Consider the following 25,936-nt stretch of genomic DNA (forward strand, 5'->3'; position numbering starts at 1 on the left):
CCACTCATGTCAGCGCCCCGCGAACTTTGCGAGACCCGGGCCGTTCTTGCGGAATGATGCAAGACCGGTCTTGAGGTCTTCCGACGCCCAGATCGGCGCCTGTACTCGTGACATCGCCTCGTCCGCAGCCACCACGCCCTGATTAACGGCGATATGCGCGAGTTCCTTGGTCGCGGCATGCGCCACCGTCGGGCCTTGCGCGAACTCCTCCGCGATGGCCATGGTCGCCGTCTCCAACGACTCCTCCGGGACAGTGAGATTGATCAATCCCCACTTCTCCAGCGTTGGCGCATCGTAGCGCCGAGCCAGCATTGACATTTCCTTGGCGCGCTGCGCGCCGATACGCTGCACCTGCCGCTGGATTCCTCCCAGTAAGGGATGCAGACCAAGTGTCGCCTCGACCGATCCGATCTTCGCCGAAGAGGCCGCTATGATGTAATCGCACGATAGCGCGAGCTCGAGACCGCCACCTAGGCAAACGCCGTGAACACTGGCGATCAACGGAATTGGCAGAAGCTCCATGAAGCGCAGAAATTCGACGCCGTTCAGTCGCCGATTTTCACCGCCCTGATCTGCGCTGCCTGCCTCCACACGTTTCTCGAAGATATCCAGATCTGCGCCGGCGGAGAAATGCCGCAGTCCGCTGCGGATGACGATGGCGCGGCTGCCTGCCCTTTGCGCGGCCTCCACCTGCTCCACGATCGCGTTAAGGAGCTTGGGGCCGAGCAGGTTGTACGGCCGATAAACCATTGTCAAAACGGAAATATTGCCGCGCTGTTCGCGCGTCACCAACGCATCCTCGGACAAAGCTGCCTCCTGTTTGCCGGCGGCTCTTGCGACCGCATCATTTGATTTGCGAAATGCAGGCTACACCACGGCTTGCATTTTGCAAGTCATAGTTTGCATCAAATGGTTTGACGCTCGATATGCCGAAGCTGCCCTGGAGGCTGATGGACTCGGAAAGAGGAACTCAGATTCGGTCCGCTGGAGAGGATTCCGCCGTGGTGCTTGCGGTCTGATTGCGCACGGCCTGCCGACCGGCTTCCAAAAGGTCGTCAGACAGCCGCTTGTCACCGGCCGCACGCGCGAGCACGATCGAACCGACCATAGTCGCAATTGCGCCGGCGGCGGCCTGTCGCGCATCTGACGATCCGCCTGCGCGTCTGCAGCCCATGGTCTTTCGGGTAACGCATTGCTTGCTCCGAGCTGACCTAAGAAACAGCCACCTTTTAGATGATTATCATCATATATGAATTCCGCAAAATGGCGCATATCACCACCAAATCGAAAGCGGCTGGACAGAGAAGCTCAGGAAGACGATATCACCGAAGTCAGACCGCCATCGACGGCAAGGATCTGACCGGTGATGTGCTTGCCGGCGTCGCTGGCGAAGAGAACCGCGGCGCCTTTCAGATCGTCCTCGTCGCCGATGCGGCGGAGCGGCGCGCCGGCGGCGAGCTTTTCGACCCCGACAGCCTCGATCGTGCCCTTCGTCATCCTCGACGGAAAGAAGCCGGGCGCCAGAGCATTGGCCGTAATTCCGTAGCGTCCCCAACTACCCGCCAGGGCCCGCGTGAAATTAACCACGGCGCCCTTGCTTGTATTGTAGGCAACCATCTGCATATCTCCGGAACTTCCGAACAGGCCCGCGATCGAAGCAAGGTTGATAATGCGGCCATACTTGTTGGGAATCATCGAGTGCTTTGCAACCTGTTGGCTGAGCAGGAACAGCGAGCGGATATTCAGATTCATCACCTTGTCCCACGCTTCGATCGGGTGATCTTCGGTCGGCGCGCCCCAGGTGGCGCCGGCGTTATTCACCAGAATGTCCACCCGGCCGAGCTTCTTGATCGCTTCGTCAGTGAGCCGCTTGACGTCTTCGTCCCTGGAATTATCCGCTGCGATCCACTCCGCCTTGATACCGAGACCGGCAAGATGCGCCTGGGCATTTTCCAGGTCTGGCGCCTTGCGAGACGAAATCACGACACGTGCCCCCTGCTCACCTAGCGCCTCGGCGATCTGGAGCCCAAGGCCGCGGGAGCCGCCCGTAACAAGGGCATTCTTGCCGGTGAGATCGAATGCCTTCTTGATGCTTCCCATAGTCAAATCCTCAAGCTGGTGGGCGAAGTTCTACTGCGCCGTTACGCGGGCGTTTCGCGGGATCTCTATTTCCCGCGGAATACTGCCGAGCGCCGTTCCACGAAAGACTGGATACCTTCTTTCATGTCTTCGCTGCTGAAGACGCGATCCTTGATCTTCGGGATGTAATCGATCGCAGCTTTTTCACCGGCCTCGATGTATTTCAGCGCGGCTTCCTTGGTTACCTGAATTCCGATCGGAGCGTTCCTGGCGATCAGATCCGCAATCTCCATTGCGCGGGCAATCTGTTGGCCAGGAGCAACGACCTCCTGGACAAATCCGATCTTGTAAGCCCGCGCTGCGTTGAACTCGTCGCACAAGAACAGGTGATACATCGCATCTCCCCATCCTGCCCGCGTCAAATACCGGAAGTGCGCGCCACCAAGTGGCGCGATCCCGCGCTTGGATTCCATCTGGCAGAACCGGGCGTCATCGGCCGCCACAACGATATCGCCAGCCAGCATCATCTCGATACCGATCGTGAAACAGATCCCCTGCACTGCCGTCACGATCGGCTTGCGGCACCGGCTTTTGAGCGCGAACGCATCGATGTTGCCGGGCTTGATCTCGGTATTCTCGGCCTTGGGTCCGAAGAATTTCGGCATGTCCAGCCCGGCCGTGAAATCCGGGCCTTCGGCACAGAGCACCCCGACCCAGTAATCGTCCGTTCGGTCGAGAAGCGTCATCGCATCCGACATCTGCGCCATCATCTGCGGGCTGAAGGAGTTCTTCTTCGCCACATTGTCGATGATGATCTTGAAGACGTGCCCGTGCACCTCGGTCCGGATCTGGCCAACCTGGGTTTTCGTCTCGTTCATTTGCAAGTCTCCGAACGGCTTCCAGGCGACTGCGCAACGACACGCAGGCTTCCTCCGTCGACTGGCGTGCAGCCGATTATTGCTTGCCAGCCAGCTTTGAACAGTCGCCGAAACACTGGTTACAAAACATTCTGATAACCGTTATTCAGTGGCGATCGCCCTGCCGTGAAACCCTTTCGTCGCTCGCTTAGCTCAGTTCAGCGAACGCAGTTCGTTCGAAAGCCATCAGTTCTTCCGTCCGGCCGTCACGCACCTTCAGTAGCCACTGCGGATCCTGAAGCAGCGCCCGGCCCACCGCGACGAGATCGAACTCTTCGCGATCGAGGCGGCGGATCAACTCGTCGAGGGACGCCGGACGGGAACTCTCGCCGCCGTATGCGGCGATGAATTCGCCGGTCAGACCGACCGACCCGACCGAAATCGTCGGCACTCCCGTTACTTTCTTCGCCCATCCGGCGAAATTCAAATCGGAGCCATCAAACTCCGGCTCCCAGAAGCGCCGTTGAGAGCAATGCAGAATGTCGATTCCCGCGTCGACCAAAGGTTTGAGCCAGGCTTCCAATGCGCGAGGCGTGTCGGCCAGCTTTACCTCAAAGTCCTGCTGCTTCCACTGGCTGATCCGGAGCAATATCGGAAAATCCGTTCCTACTGACTTGCGCACCGCGTGGACGATATCAGCGGCAAACCGGGCCCGGCCGGGCAGGTCCTTGCCCCCATACGTATCCTCTCGGCGATTGGTACCTTCCCAGAAGAACTGATCGATCAGATAGCCGTGCGCGCCGTGCAATTCGACGGCATCGAACCCCAGACGCTTCGCCGCAAGCGCCGCGTCGGCGAAAGCGCGAATGGCGTCTGCAATGTCCTCCTCGCTCATCGGCTCGCCGAACTTCTTCTCCGGTCGCGACAGGCCGGACGGACTGTCGTAGGCGCCGGGAGGAGACCAATTCTGGGCGCGCGTGCGAACGGCTCCGACATGCCATAGCTGCGGCGCCATCAGGCCGCCGGCGGCGTGCACCTCGTCGACCACACGCCGCCACCCTGCCAGCTCCTTCTCGCCATGAAAGCGGGGAACATTCGGATCGTTCAGGGATGCCGGACGATCCACGCCCGTACCCTCCGATATGATGAACCCGACCGCTCCTTCGGCACGGCGGCGGTAGTATCGCGCGACGTCTTCGGTCGGAATTCCGCCCGGAGAGAATGAGCGCGTCATCGGCGCCATCACCACCCGGTTCGGCAAGTTCAGCCCTTTCAGCTTGAAAGGCCGGAAAAGTACGTCGCTGGACATTCATGCTCCATGATTCAGTTAGTGGCGTTGCGGGCTCAGATCACCCGCATGCATCTTCAGAAAGCACACTTCACTTTCCATCGGCGCTGAGTACGTTACCGAATTGCTCCCACGTCGTACCGTTCCAGCGCTGCAGCTGCAACTGCGTGTACGCCATACTGCTTTCCGGGCCTGTGTTGATCGTAACACCCGGTATGAGAGTGGGAAGCGACAGCCCGCGTATGCTCCGCGATTGCTTGACGATGTTCTCGCGCGAGAGATCGTCACCGCACTGCTTGAGCACCTGCTCAAGGATCTGTCCCTGCTGCGTACCGAACAGATAATTGGCATCACCAATGTCCGCACCCGGCAGGTATTTCGCGAAATGCTCACGGTACCATTTGATGCCGCGGTCGTCGGCCCACTTCTTGTCGTTCGGATCCTTGGTGATCGTTGCCGCAACGATGCCCACCGCCTTTTCCGGTCCCGCGGGGACGATGGTCGAAGAGACCGAGCTCGAAACGAAGTTGATCAGGAACAGCGGCTTCCAACCGACCTCATCGGCCTTCTTGATGGCCTGAGCCGCGAACTTCGGTGTGCCGGCAACCAGGAACGCCTCCGCACCAGACGATTTCAACTTCACCACGTGGGAATCGATCGTCGGCTCGGTCACTTCATAGGAGGACGATACAACTTTCTTGTCGAAGTCCTCTTTCAGATAACCTTTGAATGCATTGAGGAAGTCCTTACCCAAATCGTCGTTCTGATACAGGATCGCTATCTTTGCGTCTGGCCGGGCCTGGGTGATGTATTTCGCGTAGATCCGCCCTTCCGTATCATAGCTAGGCAACCCAGTGGTGGTCATCGGAAATTCAGCGAAATTCGTGAATTTGGTGACGCCGCTTACCACGAATAGATGAGGCACTTTCTTCGCGTTGACGTACTTGATGGTGGCGCCGATACCGGGAGTACCGAGCGGGCCGAACAGGAAGGCCACTTCATCGCTCTCGACAAGCTTCCTGGTCTGCTCCACCGTCTTGGGCGGGCTGTAAGCATCGTCGTAGGTGATGAGATTGATCTTGCGGCCGTTGATGCCACCGCGCTCGTTGATCGAATTGATGTAGGCAATCAGACCCTTCCCGGTATTGCTGAGCGGCGACGCGGGACCGCTAAACGGGAACGTAGCCCCCACCTTCACTTCGGCGCTCGTGACGCCGGGCATGTCCGCACGCGCGTGCGCGCCGACAATCGTCACGCCGATCGCGGCTGCTAGTATGGACTTCCTGAACATCGACTTCTCCCTTGTGCGGCGACGGGTTGCGCCGCTCATCAATCGTTGAATTTCCGTACGGCCTCGGCACCGACCCCTGGTGCGGCTTCGCCCATCCCTTGCAGTGCATCACTCAGCCCGCGGCTGCGGCATCGGACACCTTCCCGGCCGCCCGTTCGATCGCCATCTCTCGCAGCTTGTGTTTGAGTATCTTGCCGGTGGAGGCTGAGGGCAGAGCATCGAGCAGGATCAATTCAGTCGGCCGCTTGTACGAAGTGAGCTGTTGGGCCGTGTATGACTTCAGCTCTTCGGCGTTGACGCTGGCGCCGGGGAGAAGCTGCACGAACGCGACGACCTCCTCGTTGCCATCAATCGGTCGTCCTACCACAGCTGATTGGACGACCTGGTCGTGTGCGTTCAGCACCGCCTCCACCTCGGCGGGGTAAACGTTGAAGCCGGAGCGGATGATAAGTTCTTTGGTTCGGCCAGCGATGTAGAGATGGCCCTCGCCGTTCACCCGAGCGAGATCCCCTGTGTTGAACCATCCCTGGTCATCGATCGCCGCCGCCGTCAGGTCGGGAGCGCGATAGTAGCCGAGCATCACGTTGGGGCCTCGGACGTGCAGTTCGCCGACCTCACCCGTCGCAACGTTCTTGCCCTGCCTGTCCACGATCCGATGCTCGATACCGGGAAGAAAGGGGCCGACCGACTCGTCCGAGACAGGGTGTTCTGAACGGACACCCGATAGGCCCGGCGAACATTCGGTTATGCCGTAATTGTTCAATAGCGGGATTCCGAATTCGTCCTCGATCCGCTTCTTCAGATCGAGGTCGAGCGGAGCGCCAGCGACGGCCATGATCCGCAGCTTGCCTCGCTCGAGTCGTTGGATGCCCTTGACCGCCTTGTGTTCGAGCAGACGCTGATATGTGGCGGGAACACCGAACAGGCTCGTAATCCCCTCCTCGGCTATGGCATGGGCCAGCGCGGCGGGATCGGCCTTGGCCACAACATACAATGTGCCGCCGTGCATCAGCGTGGCGATCAGCAGGATCGAATACCCGACGATGTGGGACATCGGCAGCACGCCGTAGATGCGGTCGGCTGGACCGCTTTGGCGAAGAATTCCCGAAGTCCTTGCGGTAAAGAGCAGATTGCGGTGGCTCAGCATGACTCCCTTCGGAGCACCGGTCGTGCCCGAGGTGTACAGGAGGCCCGCGACCTGGCGGGCGCCATCCTTCTCGACGGGCTCCGCTTGCGCATCCGCATTGAGTGGACCAATACCGATTCCACCGAACGGTCCAACAGCGTCTATTTTGGCGCCGACGCGGCTGGCGTGATCGGCTGCTTCCTTCGAAAGCGCCGAGTTGAACAGTACGCGTCGTGCGCCGCTGTGTGTCCCGATCAGGTCGATCTCTCTGGCCGAGAGGCGAGGATTAACCGCAATGCCCCAAGCAGCGAGCTTGCTCGCCGCGAATAGCATCGCCCCCAGGGCCACGCTGTTCTCGCTCGCAATCATCACGCGATCGCCCGGCCTGATCCCCAAATCGGAAAGATCCTTGGCTACGGCGTCGACAGCCTCCGAGAATTGCCGGTAGCTCCACGAACGCCCCCCTTCAACGAAGGCCGGATGATCCGGGATGTCCCGCACGAACGGCGCGTAGACCTCGTGCACTCTTGAAGGCAGGCCATCGAGCAATTCGGCCGCAGTGAGTTCGTCCACGCTCCTCATGCCATCCTCCCTCGCGCCCTCTTTCCGGAGCGCTGCGCGGCCCCCCAACAAACGGTCAGGCCCGCCCCTTCGATTAAATAGTTCTAAAATAGAACTGTCAAGCCGGGTGACCGCCTATCGTTTTGAAAGACACGCTACGTCCGTCGCACGTCCATAATTCCTATTTGGAATTCGACGTCACGAGTAAGTCGTTCGGATAAATCCGTGGGATAAGGCTCGCTTGTGGCACACGCCTGCGAAAACGGCAGAGCCGTACCACCCTGAAGCGACAGCTTTCCGCTCATGATAAAGCGCGTCAGCGTTCGACGGGAAGAACCCGAGCCGGCGATGGAAGTGGCGCGAGCGTGAGACGTCTCACGTCGGCCGACGCAGGCGATGTGTATGCAGGACAGGGTCCGCGATCACTCATTCAACCCTTACAGGGCGCATGCGTTTAGCTGACGATTTTCAGGCGCGTGGTGTGGCTGAGAGACGCCTTCAATTGAACCTCCATATTGCTTGCCCCAACCCCGAAGCGAAAGCAGTACGGGCTCGAGGCTCTGGCCGAAGGCCGAGATTTCATATTCCACCTTCGGAGGAATCTGCGGATAGGCACGGCGCACGATCACGCCATCTGCCTCCAGCTCGCGCAATTGTAGGGTCAATATCCTCTGCGTGGCGTTAGGGATGGCTCGTGATAGTTCCATGAACCGCTTCTTGCCCGCGAAGAGGTGGAACAGGATCAGTGGCTTCCACATGCCGCCAATGACGGACAGTGTCACCCCGACCGCGCATCCGCTTTTCGCGTCAAACCGTCTTGGACGCATAGACACCTCCAAAAATGGTCGCATCTGCAATAATTATGCGTTCTGCGGCATGCAGGCACGAAATTCGGGTGGGCGGACCCTAAACTCCGGTCATACTCGCTCGGTTGACGTCTTTGGATGTTGCCGTAGATGCCATTTGAACCGACGTCAGAATTTATATCACATGACGATCATAATACAATAGATGCTCGCAGCCTCCTGCAAGACAGCGGCGTGATTTCGGCAACGAACTCACTGACGGCGCGCGCCGGAGCGGCTGCACGGGGATAAGCCTCGGCATGGCCGGTAGCCTGCCCAGGCTTCGGGACGATCCGTCGTCATGTCAGGCCCGCTGTCATATCGGCCAAGGCCTGACTCCGCGCTTTGGCATGCGTCGGTACGTCCATAAATGATAGTAGCCGCTTTAATTGTGCCTTCTTGCGAAAAGGAGGCGCGACCCTAGGTCCGTGGACAACGCAACACCGACCTAGGATATGACGATGACGTTCAAGGCACTGCTGGCAGCAAAGACAGACGGAAAGATTACGACCAGCGTGGTCGAAATGAACGAGCAAGATCTCATGCCTGGCGACGTTACGGTCGCCGTCGACTATTCGACCGTGAACTACAAGGATGCGCTGGCCATTAGCGGGCGCGCGGAGGTCATTCGGCAGTTTCCCCTCATTCCCGGTATCGACCTTGCTGGAACGGTCGAGGCATCCTCCTATCCCGGCATCGCCGTAGGAGACCGCGTTGTCGCCAACAGCTGGGGACTGAGCCAGACCCACCATGGCGGTTACGCCCAGAAAGCGCGGATCAAAGGCGAGTGGCTCGTGAAGATCCCTGCTCCCTTTTCCACGAAGGATGCCATGGCGATCGGCACGGCCGGTTACACCGCGATGCTGTCGGTGCTGGCCCTCGAACATGGCGGAATCACACCGCAGCGTGGCGACATCCTCGTAACCGGCGCTAATGGCGGCGTCGGCTCGATCGCGATCGCCCTCCTCGCCGACCTCGGTTATCGCGTCGTTGCATCAACTGGACGTCTTGAAGAATCCGATTATCTGCGGAGCCTCGGTGCGGCCGATGTCATCGATCGTCGGACGCTTTCGGAGCCCGGAGCTCCTATCGCGCGCGAGCGTTGGGCGGGAGCAGTCGACTCCGTCGGCAGTCATACGCTGGTGAACGTATTGGCGCAGACGCAGTACCGCGGCGTGGTGACGGCCTGCGGCCTGGCCCAGGGTGTCGATCTTCCCGGAACGGTTCTGCCGTTCATCCTGCGCAACGTCACACTTGCTGGAATCGACTCGGTGAATGCCCGGCAGGAGGCGCGAATCGAGGCATGGTCGCGTTTGGCTCGCGACCTGGACCTGAACAAGCTCGCCCGAACGATGCAGGTGGTCGGCCTTGCGGAGGTTCCCGATGTCGTGCGCCAAATGTTCGCGGGGAAGGTTCAGGGCCGCACCGTCGTCGACGTGAATGCGTAATTGTTGCGAGCGGGCTGTTGGCGGACACCTCGATGAAAATCAGACCACGCGGCAACAAGACAACAATAAATCCCACCCCTAGGAGCGTCGGAAAGTGTACTTTGAAACAATCAGGCGTTCTCGCGCTCACCTTGGCTGCTGCACTCATGTCCTCCGGGGCCTGGGCGGATAATGCCTCACCTGTCGGCTTATGGAGAAATGTCGATGACGTGAGCGGCAAACCGAGACCACTTATCCGCGTTACGGAATCGAATGGCACCCTGCAGGGCAAGATTGAAAAGGTGTTCCGCGCGCCGTCCGAAGACCGAAATCCGAAATGTGAAAAATGCGAAGGCGCGCTCAAGGATGTGCCGGTAATCGGCTTGGTGATCCTGAGCGGCCTGAAGAAGGAAGGCGCCGAATATACCGCCGGCAAAATCCTCGATCCGGACAATGGTAAGGTCTACAGCAGCAAAATCCAGCTGACCGACGGCGGCGAGAAGCTCAACATGCGCGGCTACATTGGCGTGTCAATGCTGGGTCGTTCGCAGATTTGAACGCCAGGAATAAAGGAGCGAAGCTCGGCAGGAAAACTACTCGATGCAGAGAAACCCATGGAAAAGGAAACATCATGAAGGCATTCATCGTCGATCGACACAAGAAGAGCGCTCTGCGGCTTGGCGAGATGCCGGAGCCGGCACTGCGGGATGACGATGTTCTGATCGAGGTCCACGCTTCCGGGCTCAATCTTCTGGATTCGAAGATCCGGGATTCGAATCAGAGCATGTCTCGCCGGGAATTCGTTGCGTCGGCTGCGGCCTCGGCCACCACCGCGCTCGCAGCAACGCTTCCCGCCGCCCTGCCGGCATCCGCTTTCGCTCAAGAGACGCCCAGGGTGAACACCGGCGCCGGCACGCCCCCCCGGTCGCCCCTGGTCAAGCTGGACAAGCGCACCCCGCAGCTCTGGCAGGTCACGATCGCCAACCCGCCGTTCAATCTGGTGGTGCCAGAGATGGTCTCGGCCCTGCATTCGGTGGTCAAGGACATGGATCGCGACCCCGAGGTCAAGGTCATCGTGTTCAGGAGCGAGCTCGAAGGGTACTTCATCAATCATTTCGATCTGAGCAAGGCCCGGGATTTCCCAGTCGAGCCGAGCGATCCACCGCTGCCGACCTGGGTCGATCTGGTGCTGCGGCTGAGCAAGTCACCGGTCATCAGCATTGCCAGCATCCGGGGCAGGACACGGGGCGGCGGAAACGAATTTTCGCTCGCATGCGACCTGCGCTACGCGAGTGCCGAGAAAGCGCTATTCGGCCAACCCGAGGTGGGAGTAGGCATCGTGCCTGGCGGGGGCGGGAGCGAAAGGCTACCGCGGCTCGTCGGGCGAGATCGCGCGCTGGAGGTCATCCTGAGCAGCCAAGACTACGCCGCTGACGATGCCGAGCGGTTTGGGATGGTGACTCGTGCGCTACGGGATAACGAACTCGACCCGTTCGTGGAGGCGCTGGCGGCCCGCTTGTCCGGCTTCGACAAACAATCGCTGGCAGGCGCGAAGGCCCAGGTCAATCGCGCGACGTTGCCGGCCGACTCGGACCTCCTGGCCTCCTATGCGGAATACAGCCAGTCACTTGCATGGCCCGGCTTCCAGGCCCGCCGCCCGAGATTGGCGAAGCTTGTCGGCGAACACGGACGCGAAGACTTCGAACTTCGACTTGGCCACTATCTGGGCCAGGCGAACTGAATGCGGGACAGGGCGGGACATCCGGGACGATCCTGCCTTCTCCCTGAGGAATGAACGTCATGTTCGAAGACCATTCCTGCCCCTCGTCTACGCCGCTCTTCAACTCCACTCCCTAATCGCTGAGCGCCCTTTCGGCCGCTCACGGATCCGGATGGGTGAGGAAGATTCAACGGCCGCAACCACGAACTGATGGACTTTAAACGCGAAGACATGCGGTGCTGAGGTGCCAGGAGAGAGGCACCACCCTTGTACCTCGTCGCGCTTTCCCCATGCAGCAAGGAAACCGAAATCCGTTGATCGAACTTGGTCAGTGGCCACCTCACCATGTCGTCAGCGCCTGGACCGGCCTGTGGCCGAAACGCCACGCAGAGAATGTTGACGCTTCAGCTGCGCGAATTGGAGGCCGATGGCGTCATCATGCGCCACGCGTATCCGCAGATTCCGCCGAAGGTGGAATATGAAATCTCTCCCTTCGGTCAGAGCCTCGGCCCCATTCTACTCTCGCTTCGGAAGTGGGGCCAACACTACGGAGATTCGATCGAAGGCACTGCTCTGCAGCACCAAACACCTGACGTTCGGCCGTCAAACGCGTGCGCTCACACCTGAAAGCGCAGCCAAGGCCGACATTTCGGTTCGCCGACACGCCCGCGCGCCTTGGCTGCACGGTGATGGACGTCGGCGAGCATCGCAAACTCGAAAGCCTTGCTCAGGCGTAGTTGCGCGCCGCCGCCAGTGTTAATCACCACTTCTCGACCCACGGCCGGAGCACGACTTCGAACGCCCAGGTCGACCGATGCTGCCTATGAAGCTGAAGATAGGTTTTCGCGATATGGACAGGGTCAGCCATATTGTCGTCGACAGTCGTTCCCGCCAGCCGGTGCGCGCGGGTCCCGTCCTCCTGAGTCCAGCCGACCGCAGCATCGATCGGCACATTCGCCACGTGGATCCCCTGTGGCATCAGTTCTCTTGCCATGCTTTGCGCTAACCCGGACTTGGCATGACATGCCATGGCAAATGCGCCGCTTGATGGGAAGCCTTTGAGCGCCGCGCTGGCGTTCGTGAAGATAATAGTTCCTCTTGCGCCATTGGTGTCGGGTTCGTTTCCGAGCATGAGCCGGGCGGCCTGTTGACCCACCAGAAACGCGCTGAACGCCGAGTTTCGAAGCGTCTCGAGCGCCATCACGGGATCGGCTTCGATAACGCTCTTGCGGAAAATGCCGGGAACCCGGCCGTCGATGTTATGCACGACAAGCCTCGGCGTCCCGACGTCTTGAACGACATTCTCGAAAAGCTGTGCCACGGCTGCCGGTTCGGTTGCATCGCAGGCGAATCGACGCACGCCATGCGTCTTCTCGAGGGTCTCAAGGACTGCTTTTTCAGGATTCCTGGCTGCGACGCATACACGCATGCCGTTTTCCGCGAACAGCCTGGCGCAACTGGAGCTGATGCCCGGGCCGCCGCCGACAATGAGTGCAACGTCCTGTACGGTAGTTTGGGTGTCGCGGTTGGGTTGAGTCATGTTGCTTCCTCGGATGCGTTTGGCGGCCGGTCAGCGTCGTGGCATCACAACTCGGGCCGCGTCATTAGGGGACCTATTATTTCACTGCAACGACGACCTTGCCCTTTGCGCGCCCGGTCTCGACATAGGCCAGCGCATCGCCGGTCTTCTCAAACGGGAAAACCTTATCCACGACCGGACGGATCACGCCGTATTCGATCAGGGATGTGATTTCGCTCAACTGCTGCCCCTGCGCACGCATGAACAGGAATGAATAGCGCACGCCAAGGCTTCTGGCTTTCTTGCGCGCACCACGGCTCAGCAGGCGCGTCACCAGTTTCAGGAACAGGTTCAACCCTGCTGCCTTGGCGAATTCGGGGTCCGGCGGCCCTGAGATCGAGACGAGGAGGCCACCCGCTTTCAACACACGCAGGGATTTTTCGAGCGTCCTGGCGTCCTGGCTGTGCAGGACCACGTCGTAGCCCGACAGTACCTTCTCGAAATCCTGCGTCTTGTAGTCGATGACCACATCTGCGCCGAGGCTCTTGACCAGCTCGACATTTTTCGCGCTCGTCGTCGTCGCGACTGTCGCACCGAGGTGCTTGGCGAGCTGGATGCCAAAACTCCCCACACCGCCGGAGCCGGCCTGAATGAAGACCTTCTGGCCGGGCTTCAGCTTGCTCACCTCCACCAGGGCCTGCCAGGCCGTCAGCCCCACCAGCGGAATGGAGGCTGCTTGTTCCATGTTGATGTTTTTAGGCTTTGGCGCCACGTCGGCTTGATTGATGGCGATGAATTCCGCGAATGTTCCGATCCGATGATCGCGCGGCCGTGCATAGACCTCGTCGCCCGCCTTGAACCGCTGGACCTTGGCGCCAACCTTGGTGACGACCCCGGCAACATCGTGGCCCAGAACGAAAGGCGGACGATACGGCAGTATGAGCTTGAATTCTCCGTCCCTGACCTTGGAGTCCAGAAGGTTCACGGCAGTTGCATGAACTCGGACCAGGACATCGTCGTCCCGCACCTCCGGCTCCGGTACTTCGGCCAAACGCAGAGCGCCCTTCTTTTTGTACTTGTCGACAACGAATGCCTTCATGGCGTCTTCTCCAATCTGAAATATGTCGCGGCGTCAGGCGCCGAGGAAGGACAGGGCCTTCGGCACAAAAACGGCGTGGTTCTGAAAAATCCCGCCATGCCCGGCATCTTCGTAGATGACCAGTTCTGCGCCCGGGATACGGCGCGCCATGTCGATGCTGTTTGCGGTCGGCACCATGATGTCGCTGTCGCCATTCGCGATCAGCACCGGGATCCGAATGCTTCCGAGATCTTGAGGCGCCTGTCGGCCCCAAGCAGTGATCGCCTTGACTTGCCGCAAGAAAGCGCTGGGCGTAGGCCCCTTGTCCCGGCCTGCCTTGCGCTCTTTCAGCCGTTTCAGGAAGGCTGCCGCCGCTTGGCGGCCATTGGCCGTGGACGTGAAAAACAGGTAGAATTTTGGATCCCGCAGCGTCAGAAAGCCTTTGATCATCAAAGGCCAGGATACCGGCCACACCTTGTCGATACCTGTGCCGCCCGCCGGCCCCGTGCCGGTCAAAATGAGCTTTCGCACCAGCTCCGGTGCCTTCAGCGTGATATCCTGCGCCACAAATCCGCCGAGGGAAAAGCCGACCAGATCGACTTTTTCGAAGCCCAGCGCGCGGATCAGGGCAATCGCATCCCGCGCCATTTCATCGACCGTCACGGGCGCTGTTCCGCCCGACCCACCGATCCCCCGGTAATTGGTCGCGATCACGCGATGCTTGCTGGCGAGGCCGTCGACAATCCGCGGATCGAAATTGTCCAGAACCGCGCCCCAATGATTGAGAAAAATGATTGGCACGCCGCTGCGTGGACCGAGGTCGCGGTAGGCGAAACGGGTGCCGCCGACATTTATCGAGAGAGTGGGTGCATCTATGTAGCGCACCCCCCGCCCGAGATTAGTGACAGAACTAGTCATGGCTTTCTCCATTGTCCGGCTCGGACCAAAAATCCCGGGAAGGGAGGTAAAATCGGCCGGATGATACGGATCCCTTTTTGCGCGCCAGTACATGTGCTGATTATCCCAACCCAAATTGCGACTGCAAAAACCGCTCACTTTTTAGATGACGACCATCATCTTTCATGATAGATGATGACCATCATGACAAAAGTCAAGTGGAGTTTTTCCGAATCTGAGAAGGCGCGGCCGTGGTCGGGATCGGCGCACGCGGGTCCTGCGACCTGCGGAGCGAGAAAACCATGAGGGTGTCGCGTGAAAAGGCGCTGGAGAATCGCGAGCAAATCATCGAGACCGCGGCGCGCCTGCTGCGCACGCACGGTTTCGACGGGGTCGGTGTTGCCGACATCATGAAAGCCGCCGGGCTGACTCATGGCGGCTTCTATCGCAACTTTACTTCAAAGGATGATCTGGCGGTCAAGGCCAGCGAATATGCGATCGCGGACACCAAGGCAGTGCTGAAGGATGGACTGGCCCAACAGCCCGAGGATCCGTTTCGCGCACTCATCGAACGCTATGTGTCAGCGGCCCATTGCGACGATCCAGGTTCCGGGTGCATTCTGCCGGCGTTGGCCGCCGACGCCGCGCGGCGCGACGATCCCGCGCTCCGCGCCGTCTTCATCACGGCGATCCAATTCTATCTCGATCAGATTGCGAAGCTGTCGTCCGCGGCCCCAAGGGCCACCGGCAGCAGAGATCCCGCTGCCATCCTCTCCGAGATGGTTGGGGCTGTCATCCTGTCTCGGGTGATTGCGGATGACTCTCTGGCGGAATCTCTGATTGCTGCCGTGGTGGCGGATATTGCCGGACCATCCCCGGAAAACAAATCGGCCGAGGGGTGACTTCAGCGCTTGGTCTCACCTGAAATTAGGAGCGCGTTTCTCGATAAAGGCCCGCACGGCTTCGGCATGCTGCGCGGTGCTCGCTGCGAGGACCATCTTCTCGGCCTCGTGGTCCAATGACGTCAGGAAGTCGGCCGACAAAGCAAGGTCGAGATTATCCTTGATGGAGGCAAACGCACTCCCCGGACCGTTCGCCAACGTCCTCGCGATCCCGAATGCTTCGCTCTGCAGGTTGACATCAGGCACCACGCGATTTACCAGCCCCAGCGCTTCGCAGCGGCGTGCATCGATCCGTTCGGACAAAAACATCAGTTCGCGGGCACGCGCCGTCCCGGCCAGCCGGGTCAACAGCCACGAAATGCCGTAATCGCCCGTGAGCGCAATCCTGGCGTAACCAGTCGTCATGATGGTGGACTCGGCCGCGATACGAATGTCGCAGGCGAGCGCGATCGCAAGCCCAGCGCCAGCAGCCGGTCCCGGCAAGGCCGCGATGGTTGGTTTACGCACCGAGACGAGTACGCCGGTCAGGGTTCGTTGACGTTCCTGCAATCGCGCAACCTTGTCACTGAATGACATGGCCGATGCGGCAGAGTTGCCGCCCATCCCCTTGACGTCGCCGCCCGAACAGAAAGCGCTGCCTGCACCGGTAATCAGCAGTGCACCGACGTCCGGATCATCACCGTTGCGCTTGATCATCCGGCGCAGCGCTGGCGTGAGATGGTCGGAAAGCGAATTTCGTGCTTTCGGTCGGTTCAAGGTGATCACGGCGACGCGATCCCGGATTGCACACAGTAGTTCGTCCGTCCCGGTATCAATCGAGATTGACCCATCAGTCATGGTTTTGACCTTTCAAGTCTTGCGTCTGGAGAGCTCTTCGCCACGCGTAGGCGCATTAACTTTTGCTGGCCAGGGTCACCAATTTTCGCGGAATGGCCGCAGTTCCGTGAGGAATGACCATGCCGATCGGTCCTGACCGTAGAGATGGTACAGTTCGTCGGCGATGGCGGCAGGCTTGATGAAGAATTCATCCGGTCTGTCGCTCATCCGCGCACGCATCCGGGGCGTATCGATCACAGCGTCAATGAGGACATAGGCGACGTGGACGCCGAGAGGCCCCATGTCACGCGCGATCGACTCGGCCAATATACGCTGCGCCGCCTTTGTCGGAGCAAAGCCGGCGAAATTGGCCTTCCCCCGGATCGAAGACGTGTTGCCGGTCACCAGGATTGCGCCCTTACCTCTCTCGATCATGTCAGGAGCCACTTCGCGGGCAAGATACAACAAGCCCATCACATTGACCTCGAAATTGCCCTTCAGCATCTTCGGATCGATTTCGCGAAAGCTTCCCCAGCCTCCTCCGACCGCGTTGTGGATGAGAACCGCGGCCGCTCCAAAACGGCGCTTTACGTCAGTGACCACGGTCCGCACCTGGCTCTCGTCTGAGACGTCGCAGGTCACCGCGTGCACATCGCGAAGCTCTTGCGCAAGGCGATTGATGAGCTCCGCTGAGCGGGCAAGCGCTATGATACGGAATCCGCCCGCAGAGAACCGCCTGACGATGGCAGCTCCCGTGCCCGGCCCTACCCCGGTCACGATCGCGATTGGTTTCTCGGTCATTTATCGCTCCCTTCGAGCTATTGTCCGGCTGCTTTCATATGAATTCGCTCGGACTGCGACTGATAGGCGGCAGCCTCGTGCACGGGTACCAGGGCCAGACGAACCGCGACATTCTTGTGGTAGGGCGTGCCCGCAATGGGATCGCGGTTGCCGCTCTCGGTAAGCAGATTGATGCGCGGCCCGTTGACAAGGCGTTCGCCGTCCGACGTGGGGTATGCCTGACCGTAGCCGTGCGGCAGCGCCAGCTGGCCATTCCGCATGGCGTCATCGACCTTGCAGCGGACGACGAGCCTCCCGACCACCGACTCGACGGCGATCCAGTCACCATCCTTTGCGCCCAACTCGCTCAGATCGCTCGAATTGATCAACATGGCGCCGTCCGGATCCTCGCGACGCCACGCGGGATCGCGAAAGATCTGGTTGGCATTGAACATGCGGCGGCCACCGGCTGCCAACATGAACGGAAACTCCTTTGGCGCGCCCGCTGCTCGTGGATCGAGCCGTGCCAGCCATTCCAGCATCTGCGGGACCACCAGCCGAACCCTGCGATCCGAATGGCTGATCAATGACCAGACCTCGTCATAGTCGTGCCGGGTAATGGCTGTGCCCTGCCGGGCGGCTACGATAGTGTCGAACAGGAGATCGCCGAGCTGGTGATCCGCCACCTCGTCCGATGCGCCGATCGCCCGTCGCACCGCTTGCGGCGATCGCTTCGCGCAAGCCAGCGCCGCCCCCCACAAGGGTGCCGCGGCCGCGGTGCCGTCCGGAAGCGTCTGCCCCAGCGTATGGTAGAGCACCAGGGCAGCGACTGCGCCGGGGTTTTCCGCGATGAAAGCACGAAAGGCGATAGCGAACTCGGCTCGGGAACGCCGCGCCGCCTCCCGCAGGGGCGCGAGCACATTGTCACCCGGTAGAAGCCCCAGCGCGATGGCAAGCCGCGTGTAGATCTCGGGCTCCGGCAAGGTGCCAGCGAGCGGCGGCAATACGCCGGCACGAACGTGAAAATAGTTCGTCGGAAATTCGAAGTTGAACAGGGTAAACTCAGTTTTCTCGAATTGTGAGGACGCCGGAAGAACGTAGTGCGCGAGCCGTGCGGTTTCGGTCATCGCAACGTCGACCACAACGCATAGGTCGAGCGAGCGCAGCGCGCGTTCCACGGCCCCGGTGTTTGCGGCCGTGTTGGCTGGATTTGAACTGTCGATCCAAGCGCAACGCAACCGGTCGGGATGGTCCTTGAGCACCGCTTCGGGGAAAATGTTGGGCGGCAACAGGCCCCCAATAATCGCGTCGCCGGTCGGCGCGAATGTCTGGTTCGGAGAATTACCCCATAGCGGTTGAAGCCAGCTATGCAATTGGTTGGTGCCTTTACGGCCGAAATTGCCGGAAAGCATGATCAGAAGCTTTTCGAGGTAGGAGTTGAGTGTCGAGTTGATGCCTTGCTGAATACCAAGCTCGACCCGCACTACCATGGCCTTCGCCGCAACGATCATCGCGGCGCAACGCTCCAGGTCCGCGATCGAGATATCGGCAGCGGCAGCCCATTCTTCAACGGGGATGTTTAACAGCGCCTGCCTCACTTCATCGAAGCCGATCGTGTGCTCCTGAATGAACGCGTGATCGATCCGGTCGGACCGGACAAGCGTGGCCAGCAGCGCGCCAAGGAGAAACGCGTCGGCACCGGGACGAACCGCGAGATGCAGATCCGCCATGTCGGCGGTTTCGGTTCGCCTGGGATCAATGACGATCAGCTTACGCGCGGGATCCTTGCGGATCTGATTGAGATGATCGCGCGCATTGGGGAAGCCGTGCGCGATCCAGGGATTTGCACCGATGACAAGCAAGAGATCGCAATGATGGACGTCCTCGGCGGTGTGGCACGTCTGGCTGCCGAACATGTGGCCATTGACCCAGAAGTCACCGGTTTTCTCCTGCGAAAGGGCGTTGAAGACGCTGCGCGAACCCAGCGCGCGCAACAATCCACTGGCGTAGGCTCCGCCGGCATGGTTGCCCTGCCCGCCGCCGCCGTAAAGGGCAATACTCTTGCCGCCATATCTGTCGACGATGTCTCGCAGCCGCTCCGCGATTTCTGCGATCGCCACGTCCCACTCGATTTCATCGAAGCCGCCGTCGGCGCGGCGACGCAGCGGCGTCGTGAGCCGATCCCGGTGATGCGCATAATATGGAATCCGGGTCGCCTTGTTGCACAGGTAGCCCTGGGATTTCGGGCTCGAACGGTCGCCCCGTACTTTCTCGAGGCGCCCGTCATTCACCAAGACTTCGATCCCGCAATTTATGTAACACAGGTTGCAGGCTGTCTTGAGCCACTTGCCGGCCGTCATAGTGACCTCCCTTATTTTATGATTTTTCGCAGCGCTTCGCCTTTTTGGTTCTTCGCTTGGGCTTCCGAGTCCGGCCGCCTGCGGTCTTGCGTCCGGCATCGAGGATGCGGTCGGAAAGTTTCCCCGCGCCGACGGCACGCGACAGCACGATCGATCCCACCATGGCTGCGATAGCGCCTGTCGCGACTTGGCGGGCCTGTCGAGGTGGCTCACCGGGAAGCAACTCGACAAGGGCATCGATCATCTTCTCCAGTTTGGAAGCCAGGGCCTGCTGCTCGCTCGGGCTCGATCGCGCGACATCGACGGCCAGGGTTGGAAGCGCGCAACCGTGTTTAGGATTGTCGCGATGCCGGGGACTAAGATAATCGGCGACCAACGCCTCGAAGCGTTCCCCATCGGCCTTCCCGTTCGCCAGTTTTTTCCATCGCCCAGTCGTTTGGTCCATCGCAAAGGCGATCGCCTCCCTGACAAGCGCGGCACGCGACTCGAAATGGTTATAGAAGCCGCCGTGGGTCAGACCCGCGAGCTTCATCAAGTCGACAACACTGAGCCCTTCCGCGCCCTTTTGGCGCAAACCGTAGGAGGCATTTTCAACGATCCGATCGTGGGTTTGACGCCTGTGGTCTTCTACGTATCGCATTGCCACTCCGTGCAAGGTCCTAAGGCGATCGGCTGCACAACCCGTCCCCATCCCCTCGAAGCAATTCTGGAACCGCGCTTCCTTGAAAGTTCACGGCAACATTTCATTGCAATGCGGGCTATCTTATATGACTATCGTCATATAACAACATCTATCAACAGGAGAGTTCGCCATGGCCGCCGCTTCCGACCCCGTCGTCATCCTTTCCGCCGCCCGCACGCCGCTCGGCCGCTTCATGGGCGAGTTGTCGCCTCTCAGCGCCCACAAGCTCGGCTCCCACGTGATCGGCGCGGCGCTGGAACGGGCCAAGCTGGCGCCCGAGCGGATCGATGAGGTTTTCATGGGCAACGTCTTGCCGGCCGGACAAGGCCAGGCGCCGGCACGCCAGGCCGCCCGCGGCGCCAAACTGCCGGATGCCACCGGCGCCACCACCATCAACAAGGTCTGCGGTTCCGGCATGAAGGCGACCATGCTGGCCCACGACATCATCAATGCAGGCTCGGCCGAAATCGTGCTGTCCGGCGGCATGGAGAGCATGAGCAATGCGCCCTATCTGCTGGCCAAGGCGCGCGGCGGTTACCGCGCCGGCCATGACCGGATCATCGATCACATGATGATGGACGGGCTGGAGGACGCCTATGAGACCGGCCGCTCGATGGGCGATTTCGGTGAGGCCACCGCGGAAGCCTATCAATTCACCCGGAAGGATCAGGACGCCTACGCGATGGAGACTTTGACCCGCGCCCGCAAGGCGGTCGAGGGTGGCGCATTCAAAGCCGAGATCGCGCCGATCACACTGACCGAAAAGACCGGGCCGCGGATCATCGCCAATGACGAGCACCCGCTCAAGGTCGATCCCGCCAAGATCCCCGGACTGAAAGCCGCGTTCCGCGCCAACGGCACCATCACGCCGGCCGCCTCCTCCGCCAATGCCGATGGCGCTGCGGCGCTCATTCTTGCAAAGCGCTCGCTCGCGGATCGCGACGGCCTCCCCGTGCTGGCCGAGATCAAGGGCCACGCCACCCACAGCCAGGAACCGCAATGGTTCACCACCGCGCCGATCCCGGCCATTCGCAAGCTGCTGGACAAGGTCGGTTGGAGCGTCGGCGAAGTCGATCTGTTCGAGATCAACGAAGCCTTTGCCGTGGTGGCGATGGCCGCACAGAAGGATCTCGGCATCCCCCGGGAGAAGCTGAACGTCAATGGCGGCGCCTGCGCGCTCGGTCATCCGATCGGTGCCACCGGCGCGCGCCTGATCGTGACGCTGCTGCATGCGCTGGAGGCGCAGAACCTCAAACGCGGCGTTGCAGCCCTTTGCATCGGTGGCGGTGAAGCCACCGCCATCGCGATCGAGCGCGTCGTCCGCAGGTAGCGCGGCCGATCCGACCAGAAAGGGCTCGGCGAGCGGCGCGAACCGCGTCACTCGCCGCCTTGTGACCTGCCTATCCCTATCAGCGAAAGTTCCCATGGCTGGCCAGTGCCAAACGACCAAAAGCATGCCGAGGGACGTTCCCATCTCCAGCGGCCCGGCGATCGCAGTTCTTTCCGTCCTGGCCGCCATGGGAACGCTCGCGACCAACATCTTGCTGCCGTCGCTGCCACAAATTGCGATCTCATTGAATGTCACCAGCGCGGCGGTCACATCCGCCATCACCGTCTTTCTTGCGGTGTTCGGGATAGGCCAACTCCTGGTCGGACCGCTTTCGGATCGCTACGGGAGACGCTGGCCAGTCCTGATCGGATTTGCCGTGTTCATCGGCGGCAGCGTCTGGTGTGGTCTGGCAAATGATCTACCTAATCTCCTGGTTGGCCGCATCGTCCAGGCTGCTGGCGCTTGCGCGACGTCAGTGTTGTCTCGCGCGATCGCCCGCGACATGTTCAGCGGGCCAGCACTGGCGCGTGCGATGGCGCTAATCATGATCGTGATGTCCGCAGCGCCCGGATTCTCGCCTCTGCTTGGCGGCGCACTGGATCACAGTTTTGGCTGGCGCTCCGAATTCGCTCTTGTCGCGGCGTTTGCCGCAGCTGGCGCCATTGCCTACGGCATCGTCCTCGGCGAAACCCACCATTCGATCCGCACTCCGCTCAATCCGGTCGCCATCGCCAGAACCTATGTTGGCCTGATGGGCGATCGTCGTTTCGTTATCCCAGCTGCAACCGCGAGCCTGATCATCGGCGGGCTATTCTCTATGTTTTCGGCTGCACCGCGCCTGTTCATTGAAGCGATGCACTTCACGCCGATCGAGCTCGGCCTCTTCTTCGCCGGCACTGTCTTCATCGTATTCGCCGCGGGTATGCTGGCGACGAAACTGGCGCCACGCTACGGGCTCGATCGCCCGATCCGGGCAGGACTGTGGGCGACGGCCGCCAGTAGCGTTGCGATACTGCTCATCTCAATGATCAGCCCGACTTTCTTGCCGTTTCTGTGCGCGATGTGCGTATTTCTCCTCGGCATGGGCGTTGTCAGTCCACTGGCTACCGCGCGGGCTCTCTCTCCATTCGGGGAGAAGGCCGGCGCCGCCTCGGCGCTGCTGGGTTTCTGGCAGATGATGAACGCCGCAATCGGCGTATGGCTTGCAGCCACGGTGTCGCATGAAGCAATGTTCGCGCTCGGCGTCGTGTTGAGCGCGTTTTCACTGCTCGCACTTGGCCTGTACGCGTGGGGCCTGAGGTCACCTGCTCCCCATTAGGTGCCGTGGAATTCCGGCTTGCTGCTGCCAGGCGGGCGCTTCATCTCGAACATGTTTTCCGACCTGACTTCGAGGTAATCTCCACCACGGCCGGCGCGCAGTATGGGGCGCGCAAGTGCAGTGTTGTAGACGCCGTCCTCGATCAAGGACTTGTCGATGTATACTGCGACGACCTCGCCGAGTACGAACCATCCTTCGACCTTCTCACCGCGCGCATTCGCCAACTGAGAGACCTCGACGACCTTGCATTCCATCGCGGCCCTGCTCTCGCCTACCCGCGGCACCGCTACGTGGCGCCCGGGGATTGGCGTCAGCCCTGCTGTTTCGAACTCGCTCACGCCGTGATCGAGCGGCGTCGCCGTGACGTTCATGCGCTCGCCAAGATCCATCGTAACTAGATTCCAAACAAATTCGCGGGTCTCGCTGACGTTCTTGACGGTGTCCTTCCACGAAATTGAGGAGAACCCGATTATCGGAGGGTCGTAGAGGAACGCGTTGAAGAAGCTGTATGGAGCGAGGTTCAGTTGACCAGCCGCATTGCGTGACGAAATCCAACCAATCGGACGCGGCGCGACAATCGCGTTGAATGGATTATGTCGGAGCCCGTGGCCCTTCGAAGGCTCGTAGTAGTGGAAGTCGGCCAGATCCATAAACTCCCCTCCCCCGAGACTGCCGAAGGCCATCCATTGCTGGTCAATCGAGCTTCACCATCACAATCACCCCACGCACAACCGTGCGTGGGTATCACCTCGTTAGAACATCCGGCTACGCGATCGCCCGGGCGGCAGCCGGCCTTTGGTCGGCGCCATCGAGGAAACCAGTCAGGCGTTGACGGATGATTCGCTCGGCATCCGCCATGATGCGGTCGATCAGTTCCTTCACCGTCGGAATGTCGCGAATGAGCCCTACGACCATGCCGCAGCTCCACGCGCCTGCGTCCATGTCGCCGTCGATCATCACCTTCGGATAGACGCCAGCGACCTGCTCGTGGATGTCGCCAATCTTCAGGCTTGCGCCCTTGTCGCGCTCGATCTCGAGCAGATCGTCGACGCCCTTGTTCTTCAAGACGCGCTCGGTATTGCGCAGCGCGCGCATGACCAGCACGGTGTCGAGTTCGGTCGCCTTGACTAGTGCCTGCTTTACATTGTCGTGGACGGGCGCTTCCTTGGTGGCGATGAAGCGGGTACCCATGTTCATGCCGGCGGCCCCCATCGACAGCGCCGCGACGAGGCTCCGCGCATCCGCCATGCCGCCCGACGCCACGAACGGAATCTTCAGCTCGTCCGCCGCACGGGGCAGCAGGATCATGTTCGGGATGTCGTCCTCGCCGGGATGGCCGCCGCATTCGAAGCCGTCGACGCTGACAGCGTCGCAGCCGATTTTCTCCGCCTTGAGCGAGTGCCGCACCGAGGTGCACTTGTGGATCACCTTGATCCCGGCGGCTTTCAGCGCCGGCATATATTGCTCGGGGCTGCGGCCGGCGGTCTCCACCGCCTTGACACCACCTTCCTTGATAGCGGCGATATATTCCGGATATGGCGGCGCGGTGAAGCTCGGCAGGAAAGTAAGGTTCACACCGAACGGCTTGTCCGTCATGTCGCGGCAGCGCGCGATCTCTTTGGCCAACAGTTCAGGCGTCCGTTGCGTCAGGCCGGTGATGATTCCAAGCCCGCCGGCATTCGACACCGCGGCGGCGAGTTCGGCGAATCCCACATAGTGCATTCCGCCCTGAATGATCGGATGTTCGATGCCGAACATCTCGGTGATTACTGTCTTCAAGTCTGCCTCCGATAGGTTAGAGATGCACGGCCTTAATGGCCCGTCGTTCGTCAGTGGACAATTTCGAGGAGGCCGGCGGCGCCCATGCCGCCGCCAATACACATGGTGACAACAGCATACTTGGCCTGGCGCCGACGGCCCTCGAGCAGGGCATGGCCGGTCAGACGCGCTCCCGTCATGCCGTAGGGATGACCGACTGCGATCGATCCGCCATTGACATTAAGCTTTTCCGGGTCGATCCCGAGCTTGTCGCGGCAATAGATCACCTGCACCGCAAATGCCTCGTTCAGCTCCCAGAGATCGATATCATCGATCTTAAGCCCGTGACGCTTGAGTAACCGGGGCACGGCGTAGACCGGCCCCACTCCCATCTCGTCTGGCTCGCAGCCCGCTGCGACAAAGCCGCGGAAGATACCGAGTGGCTTTAATCCTTTCTGTGCGGCCAGCTTGTCACTCACGATGACGGCGGCACTGGCGCCGTCCGAGAGCTGGCTCGCATTGCCGCCGGTAACAGTGAAGCCGGGCCCCTTTGCCGGCTTGACGCCAGCAAGACCCTCGGCCGTGGTATCGGGACGCGGCCCCTCGTCGGCCGACAGTGTCACTTGCTGATACGACACAGCGCCGGTCGCCTTGTCCGTGACCGCCATCGTGGTCTTGATCGGCGCGAGTTCGTCGTTGAAGCGACCGCCCTGCTGCGCTGCCGCCGTCCGGCGCTGACTCTCGAGGCTGTATTCGTCCTGACGTTCGCGCGAGATATTGTAGCGTTTCGCGACGATCTCGGCAGTATCCAGCATCGCGATGTAGGCGTCCCCTTTCATCGCGAGCAGTTCGGGATCGACGGCATGAAAGCCGTTGAACTGGTTGTTCTGAACCAGGCTGATGGATTCGCCGCCGCCGCCGATGGCAACCTCCACGCCATCAAAAATGACCGAGCGCGCAGCCAAGGCAATCGCCTGTAGACCAGATGCGCATTGCCGGTCGATGGTGGTTCCGGCCGCGCTGACCGGGAGTCCGGCGCGCAGCAGCGCCTTGCGTGCAATGTTGGTACCTGTCGTCCCCTGTTGCATGGCGCAACCCATCACAACATCCTCGACTTCGGCGCCCTCCACGTTGGCGCGTGACAATGCAGCGGAGATGGCATGACCCAGCAACGTCGCGCCTTCGGTATTATTGAGGGCGCCCTTGTAGGCCTTGCCAATGGGGGTGCGAGCAGTCGAGACGATTACGGCTTCGGTCATTGTTTACCTCTGGTCGGGGTACGGTAGTCGATTGCTGCGTTGG

24 protein-coding genes are annotated in these 25,936 nt (G+C 60.7%); 7 read left to right on the forward strand and 17 right to left on the reverse strand.

Going from position 1 to position 25,936, the window contains the following annotated elements; genetic code table 11:
* Positions 1–9: 9 nt before the first annotated feature.
* The 7 genes from AC0QUY_RS07440 to AC0QUY_RS07470 all read right to left on the reverse strand — a co-directional run bounded on the left by AC0QUY_RS07440 (position 10) and on the right by AC0QUY_RS07470 (position 7,984).
* Positions 10–807 carry an enoyl-CoA hydratase/isomerase family protein gene (locus AC0QUY_RS07440; RefSeq protein ID WP_161851960.1) on the reverse strand — a complete coding sequence of 266 codons (798 nt, stop codon included), beginning with the start codon at positions 805–807 and terminating at the stop codon, positions 10–12.
* A gap of 501 nt (positions 808–1,308) precedes the next feature.
* The gene (locus tag AC0QUY_RS07445) at positions 1,309–2,100 is read right to left on the reverse strand and encodes an SDR family oxidoreductase (RefSeq protein ID WP_161851959.1); all 792 of its coding nucleotides are present in this window, start codon (positions 2,098–2,100) and stop codon (positions 1,309–1,311) included.
* A gap of 65 nt (positions 2,101–2,165) precedes the next feature.
* On the reverse strand, positions 2,166–2,957 hold the full coding sequence (locus AC0QUY_RS07450) for a crotonase/enoyl-CoA hydratase family protein (protein WP_161851958.1): 792 nt from the start codon (positions 2,955–2,957) through the stop codon (positions 2,166–2,168).
* Between the two features lie 187 nt (positions 2,958–3,144).
* On the reverse strand, positions 3,145–4,245 hold the full coding sequence (locus AC0QUY_RS07455; RefSeq protein WP_161851957.1) for an NADH:flavin oxidoreductase: 1,101 nt from the start codon (positions 4,243–4,245) through the stop codon (positions 3,145–3,147).
* Between the two features lie 70 nt (positions 4,246–4,315).
* On the reverse strand, positions 4,316–5,515 hold the full coding sequence (locus AC0QUY_RS07460) for an ABC transporter substrate-binding protein (RefSeq protein WP_161851956.1): 1,200 nt from the start codon (positions 5,513–5,515) through the stop codon (positions 4,316–4,318).
* Between the two features lie 112 nt (positions 5,516–5,627).
* On the reverse strand, positions 5,628–7,223 hold the full coding sequence (locus AC0QUY_RS07465; protein ID WP_475386348.1) for a class I adenylate-forming enzyme family protein: 1,596 nt from the start codon (positions 7,221–7,223) through the stop codon (positions 5,628–5,630).
* A gap of 416 nt (positions 7,224–7,639) precedes the next feature.
* On the reverse strand, positions 7,640–7,984 hold the full coding sequence (locus AC0QUY_RS07470; RefSeq protein ID WP_475386349.1) for a winged helix-turn-helix transcriptional regulator: 345 nt from the start codon (positions 7,982–7,984) through the stop codon (positions 7,640–7,642).
* A gap of 524 nt (positions 7,985–8,508) precedes the next feature.
* On the opposite strand from AC0QUY_RS07470, the gene acuI reads away from it, so the two are divergent.
* From acuI to AC0QUY_RS07490, 4 genes are all read left to right on the forward strand, one after another.
* Complete coding sequence (gene acuI / locus AC0QUY_RS07475; RefSeq protein ID WP_475386350.1) at positions 8,509–9,495, forward strand: acrylyl-CoA reductase (NADPH); 987 nt, start codon at positions 8,509–8,511, stop codon at positions 9,493–9,495.
* A gap of 101 nt (positions 9,496–9,596) precedes the next feature.
* Complete coding sequence (locus AC0QUY_RS07480; RefSeq protein WP_475386351.1) at positions 9,597–10,031, forward strand: DUF2147 domain-containing protein; 435 nt, start codon at positions 9,597–9,599, stop codon at positions 10,029–10,031.
* A gap of 74 nt (positions 10,032–10,105) precedes the next feature.
* The gene (locus tag AC0QUY_RS07485) at positions 10,106–11,215 is read left to right on the forward strand and encodes an enoyl-CoA hydratase/isomerase family protein (protein ID WP_475386352.1); all 1,110 of its coding nucleotides are present in this window, start codon (positions 10,106–10,108) and stop codon (positions 11,213–11,215) included.
* Positions 11,216–11,587: 372 nt separating this feature from the next.
* Positions 11,588–11,821 (forward strand): winged helix-turn-helix transcriptional regulator, encoded by a 234-nt coding sequence (locus AC0QUY_RS07490; RefSeq protein WP_475386353.1) that lies wholly within the window; start codon positions 11,588–11,590, stop codon positions 11,819–11,821.
* 133 nt (positions 11,822–11,954) lie between these two features.
* On the opposite strand, the gene AC0QUY_RS07495 is transcribed toward AC0QUY_RS07490, so the two are convergent.
* From AC0QUY_RS07495 to AC0QUY_RS07505, 3 genes are all read right to left on the reverse strand, one after another.
* Entirely contained in the window at positions 11,955–12,734 is a 780-nt protein-coding gene (locus AC0QUY_RS07495) for an SDR family oxidoreductase (protein ID WP_475386354.1), read from the reverse strand.
* Positions 12,735–12,810: 76 nt separating this feature from the next.
* Positions 12,811–13,812 carry an NADP-dependent oxidoreductase gene (locus AC0QUY_RS07500; RefSeq protein ID WP_475386355.1) on the reverse strand — a complete coding sequence of 334 codons (1,002 nt, stop codon included), beginning with the start codon at positions 13,810–13,812 and terminating at the stop codon, positions 12,811–12,813.
* Positions 13,813–13,845: 33 nt separating this feature from the next.
* Entirely contained in the window at positions 13,846–14,709 is an 864-nt protein-coding gene (locus AC0QUY_RS07505) for an alpha/beta fold hydrolase (RefSeq protein ID WP_475386457.1), read from the reverse strand.
* Positions 14,710–14,939: 230 nt separating this feature from the next.
* Between AC0QUY_RS07505 and AC0QUY_RS07510 the strand changes: the two genes are divergently transcribed.
* Positions 14,940–15,590 (forward strand): TetR/AcrR family transcriptional regulator, encoded by a 651-nt coding sequence (locus AC0QUY_RS07510; RefSeq protein WP_475386356.1) that lies wholly within the window; start codon positions 14,940–14,942, stop codon positions 15,588–15,590.
* A 15-nt stretch (positions 15,591–15,605) separates the two neighbouring features.
* On the opposite strand, the gene AC0QUY_RS07515 is transcribed toward AC0QUY_RS07510, so the two are convergent.
* From AC0QUY_RS07515 to AC0QUY_RS07530, 4 genes are all read right to left on the reverse strand, one after another.
* Complete coding sequence (locus tag AC0QUY_RS07515; RefSeq protein WP_475386357.1) at positions 15,606–16,427, reverse strand: enoyl-CoA hydratase-related protein; 822 nt, start codon at positions 16,425–16,427, stop codon at positions 15,606–15,608.
* A 75-nt stretch (positions 16,428–16,502) separates the two neighbouring features.
* A complete protein-coding gene (locus AC0QUY_RS07520; protein WP_475386358.1) occupies positions 16,503–17,207 on the reverse strand; it encodes an SDR family NAD(P)-dependent oxidoreductase in 705 nt (234 codons plus the stop codon).
* Positions 17,208–17,224: 17 nt separating this feature from the next.
* Positions 17,225–19,546, reverse strand: a complete 2,322-nt coding sequence (locus AC0QUY_RS07525; protein WP_475386359.1) for a molybdopterin-dependent oxidoreductase — start codon at positions 19,544–19,546, stop codon at positions 17,225–17,227.
* A 16-nt stretch (positions 19,547–19,562) separates the two neighbouring features.
* A complete protein-coding gene (locus AC0QUY_RS07530) occupies positions 19,563–20,186 on the reverse strand; it encodes a TetR/AcrR family transcriptional regulator (RefSeq protein WP_475386360.1) in 624 nt (207 codons plus the stop codon).
* Positions 20,187–20,358: 172 nt separating this feature from the next.
* Between AC0QUY_RS07530 and AC0QUY_RS07535 the strand changes: the two genes are divergently transcribed.
* Positions 20,359–21,558, forward strand: a complete 1,200-nt coding sequence (locus tag AC0QUY_RS07535) for an acetyl-CoA C-acyltransferase (RefSeq protein ID WP_475386361.1) — start codon at positions 20,359–20,361, stop codon at positions 21,556–21,558.
* A gap of 124 nt (positions 21,559–21,682) precedes the next feature.
* On the forward strand, positions 21,683–22,876 hold the full coding sequence (locus tag AC0QUY_RS07540) for a multidrug effflux MFS transporter (RefSeq protein ID WP_475386362.1): 1,194 nt from the start codon (positions 21,683–21,685) through the stop codon (positions 22,874–22,876).
* Here the strand turns inward: AC0QUY_RS07540 and AC0QUY_RS07545 are convergent.
* The 3 genes from AC0QUY_RS07545 to AC0QUY_RS07555 form a co-directional block, all read right to left on the reverse strand.
* A complete protein-coding gene (locus tag AC0QUY_RS07545; protein ID WP_161851943.1) occupies positions 22,873–23,526 on the reverse strand; it encodes a flavin reductase family protein in 654 nt (217 codons plus the stop codon). The genes AC0QUY_RS07540 and AC0QUY_RS07545 overlap by 4 nt on opposite strands.
* A gap of 115 nt (positions 23,527–23,641) precedes the next feature.
* Positions 23,642–24,655: an NAD(P)H-dependent flavin oxidoreductase gene (locus AC0QUY_RS07550; protein WP_475386363.1), complete on the reverse strand. Its 1,014-nt coding sequence runs from the start codon at positions 24,653–24,655 to the stop codon at positions 23,642–23,644.
* A gap of 50 nt (positions 24,656–24,705) precedes the next feature.
* The gene (locus tag AC0QUY_RS07555) at positions 24,706–25,893 is read right to left on the reverse strand and encodes an acetyl-CoA C-acyltransferase (RefSeq protein WP_475386364.1); all 1,188 of its coding nucleotides are present in this window, start codon (positions 25,891–25,893) and stop codon (positions 24,706–24,708) included.
* Between the last annotated feature and the right edge of the window lie 43 nt (positions 25,894–25,936).

Source organism: Bradyrhizobium sp. WYCCWR15520, from assembly GCF_056174665.1.

Coding starts and splice junctions, on each gene's coding strand:
- AC0QUY_RS07445 (WP_161851959.1), bottom strand. CDS start 2,100: ATGGGAAGCATCAAGAAGGCATTCGATCTCACCGGCAAGAATGCCCTT.
- AC0QUY_RS07450 (WP_161851958.1), bottom strand. CDS start 2,957: ATGAACGAGACGAAAACCCAGGTTGGCCAGATCCGGACCGAGGTGCAC.
- AC0QUY_RS07455 (WP_161851957.1), bottom strand. CDS start 4,245: ATGTCCAGCGACGTACTTTTCCGGCCTTTCAAGCTGAAAGGGCTGAAC.
- AC0QUY_RS07460 (WP_161851956.1), bottom strand. CDS start 5,515: ATGTTCAGGAAGTCCATACTAGCAGCCGCGATCGGCGTGACGATTGTC.
- AC0QUY_RS07465 (WP_475386348.1), bottom strand. CDS start 7,223: ATGAGGAGCGTGGACGAACTCACTGCGGCCGAATTGCTCGATGGCCTG.
- acuI (WP_475386350.1), top strand. CDS start 8,509: ATGACGTTCAAGGCACTGCTGGCAGCAAAGACAGACGGAAAGATTACG.
- AC0QUY_RS07485 (WP_475386352.1), top strand. CDS start 10,106: ATGAAGGCATTCATCGTCGATCGACACAAGAAGAGCGCTCTGCGGCTT.
- AC0QUY_RS07490 (WP_475386353.1), top strand. CDS start 11,588: ATGTTGACGCTTCAGCTGCGCGAATTGGAGGCCGATGGCGTCATCATG.
- AC0QUY_RS07495 (WP_475386354.1), bottom strand. CDS start 12,734: ATGACTCAACCCAACCGCGACACCCAAACTACCGTACAGGACGTTGCA.
- AC0QUY_RS07500 (WP_475386355.1), bottom strand. CDS start 13,812: ATGAAGGCATTCGTTGTCGACAAGTACAAAAAGAAGGGCGCTCTGCGT.
- AC0QUY_RS07505 (WP_475386457.1), bottom strand. CDS start 14,709: ATGACTAGTTCTGTCACTAATCTCGGGCGGGGGGTGCGCTACATAGAT.
- AC0QUY_RS07515 (WP_475386357.1), bottom strand. CDS start 16,427: ATGACTGATGGGTCAATCTCGATTGATACCGGGACGGACGAACTACTG.
- AC0QUY_RS07520 (WP_475386358.1), bottom strand. CDS start 17,207: ATGACCGAGAAACCAATCGCGATCGTGACCGGGGTAGGGCCGGGCACG.
- AC0QUY_RS07525 (WP_475386359.1), bottom strand. CDS start 19,546: ATGACGGCCGGCAAGTGGCTCAAGACAGCCTGCAACCTGTGTTACATA.
- AC0QUY_RS07530 (WP_475386360.1), bottom strand. CDS start 20,186: ATGCGATACGTAGAAGACCACAGGCGTCAAACCCACGATCGGATCGTT.
- AC0QUY_RS07535 (WP_475386361.1), top strand. CDS start 20,359: ATGGCCGCCGCTTCCGACCCCGTCGTCATCCTTTCCGCCGCCCGCACG.
- AC0QUY_RS07540 (WP_475386362.1), top strand. CDS start 21,683: ATGCCGAGGGACGTTCCCATCTCCAGCGGCCCGGCGATCGCAGTTCTT.
- AC0QUY_RS07545 (WP_161851943.1), bottom strand. CDS start 23,526: ATGGATCTGGCCGACTTCCACTACTACGAGCCTTCGAAGGGCCACGGG.
- AC0QUY_RS07555 (WP_475386364.1), bottom strand. CDS start 25,893: ATGACCGAAGCCGTAATCGTCTCGACTGCTCGCACCCCCATTGGCAAG.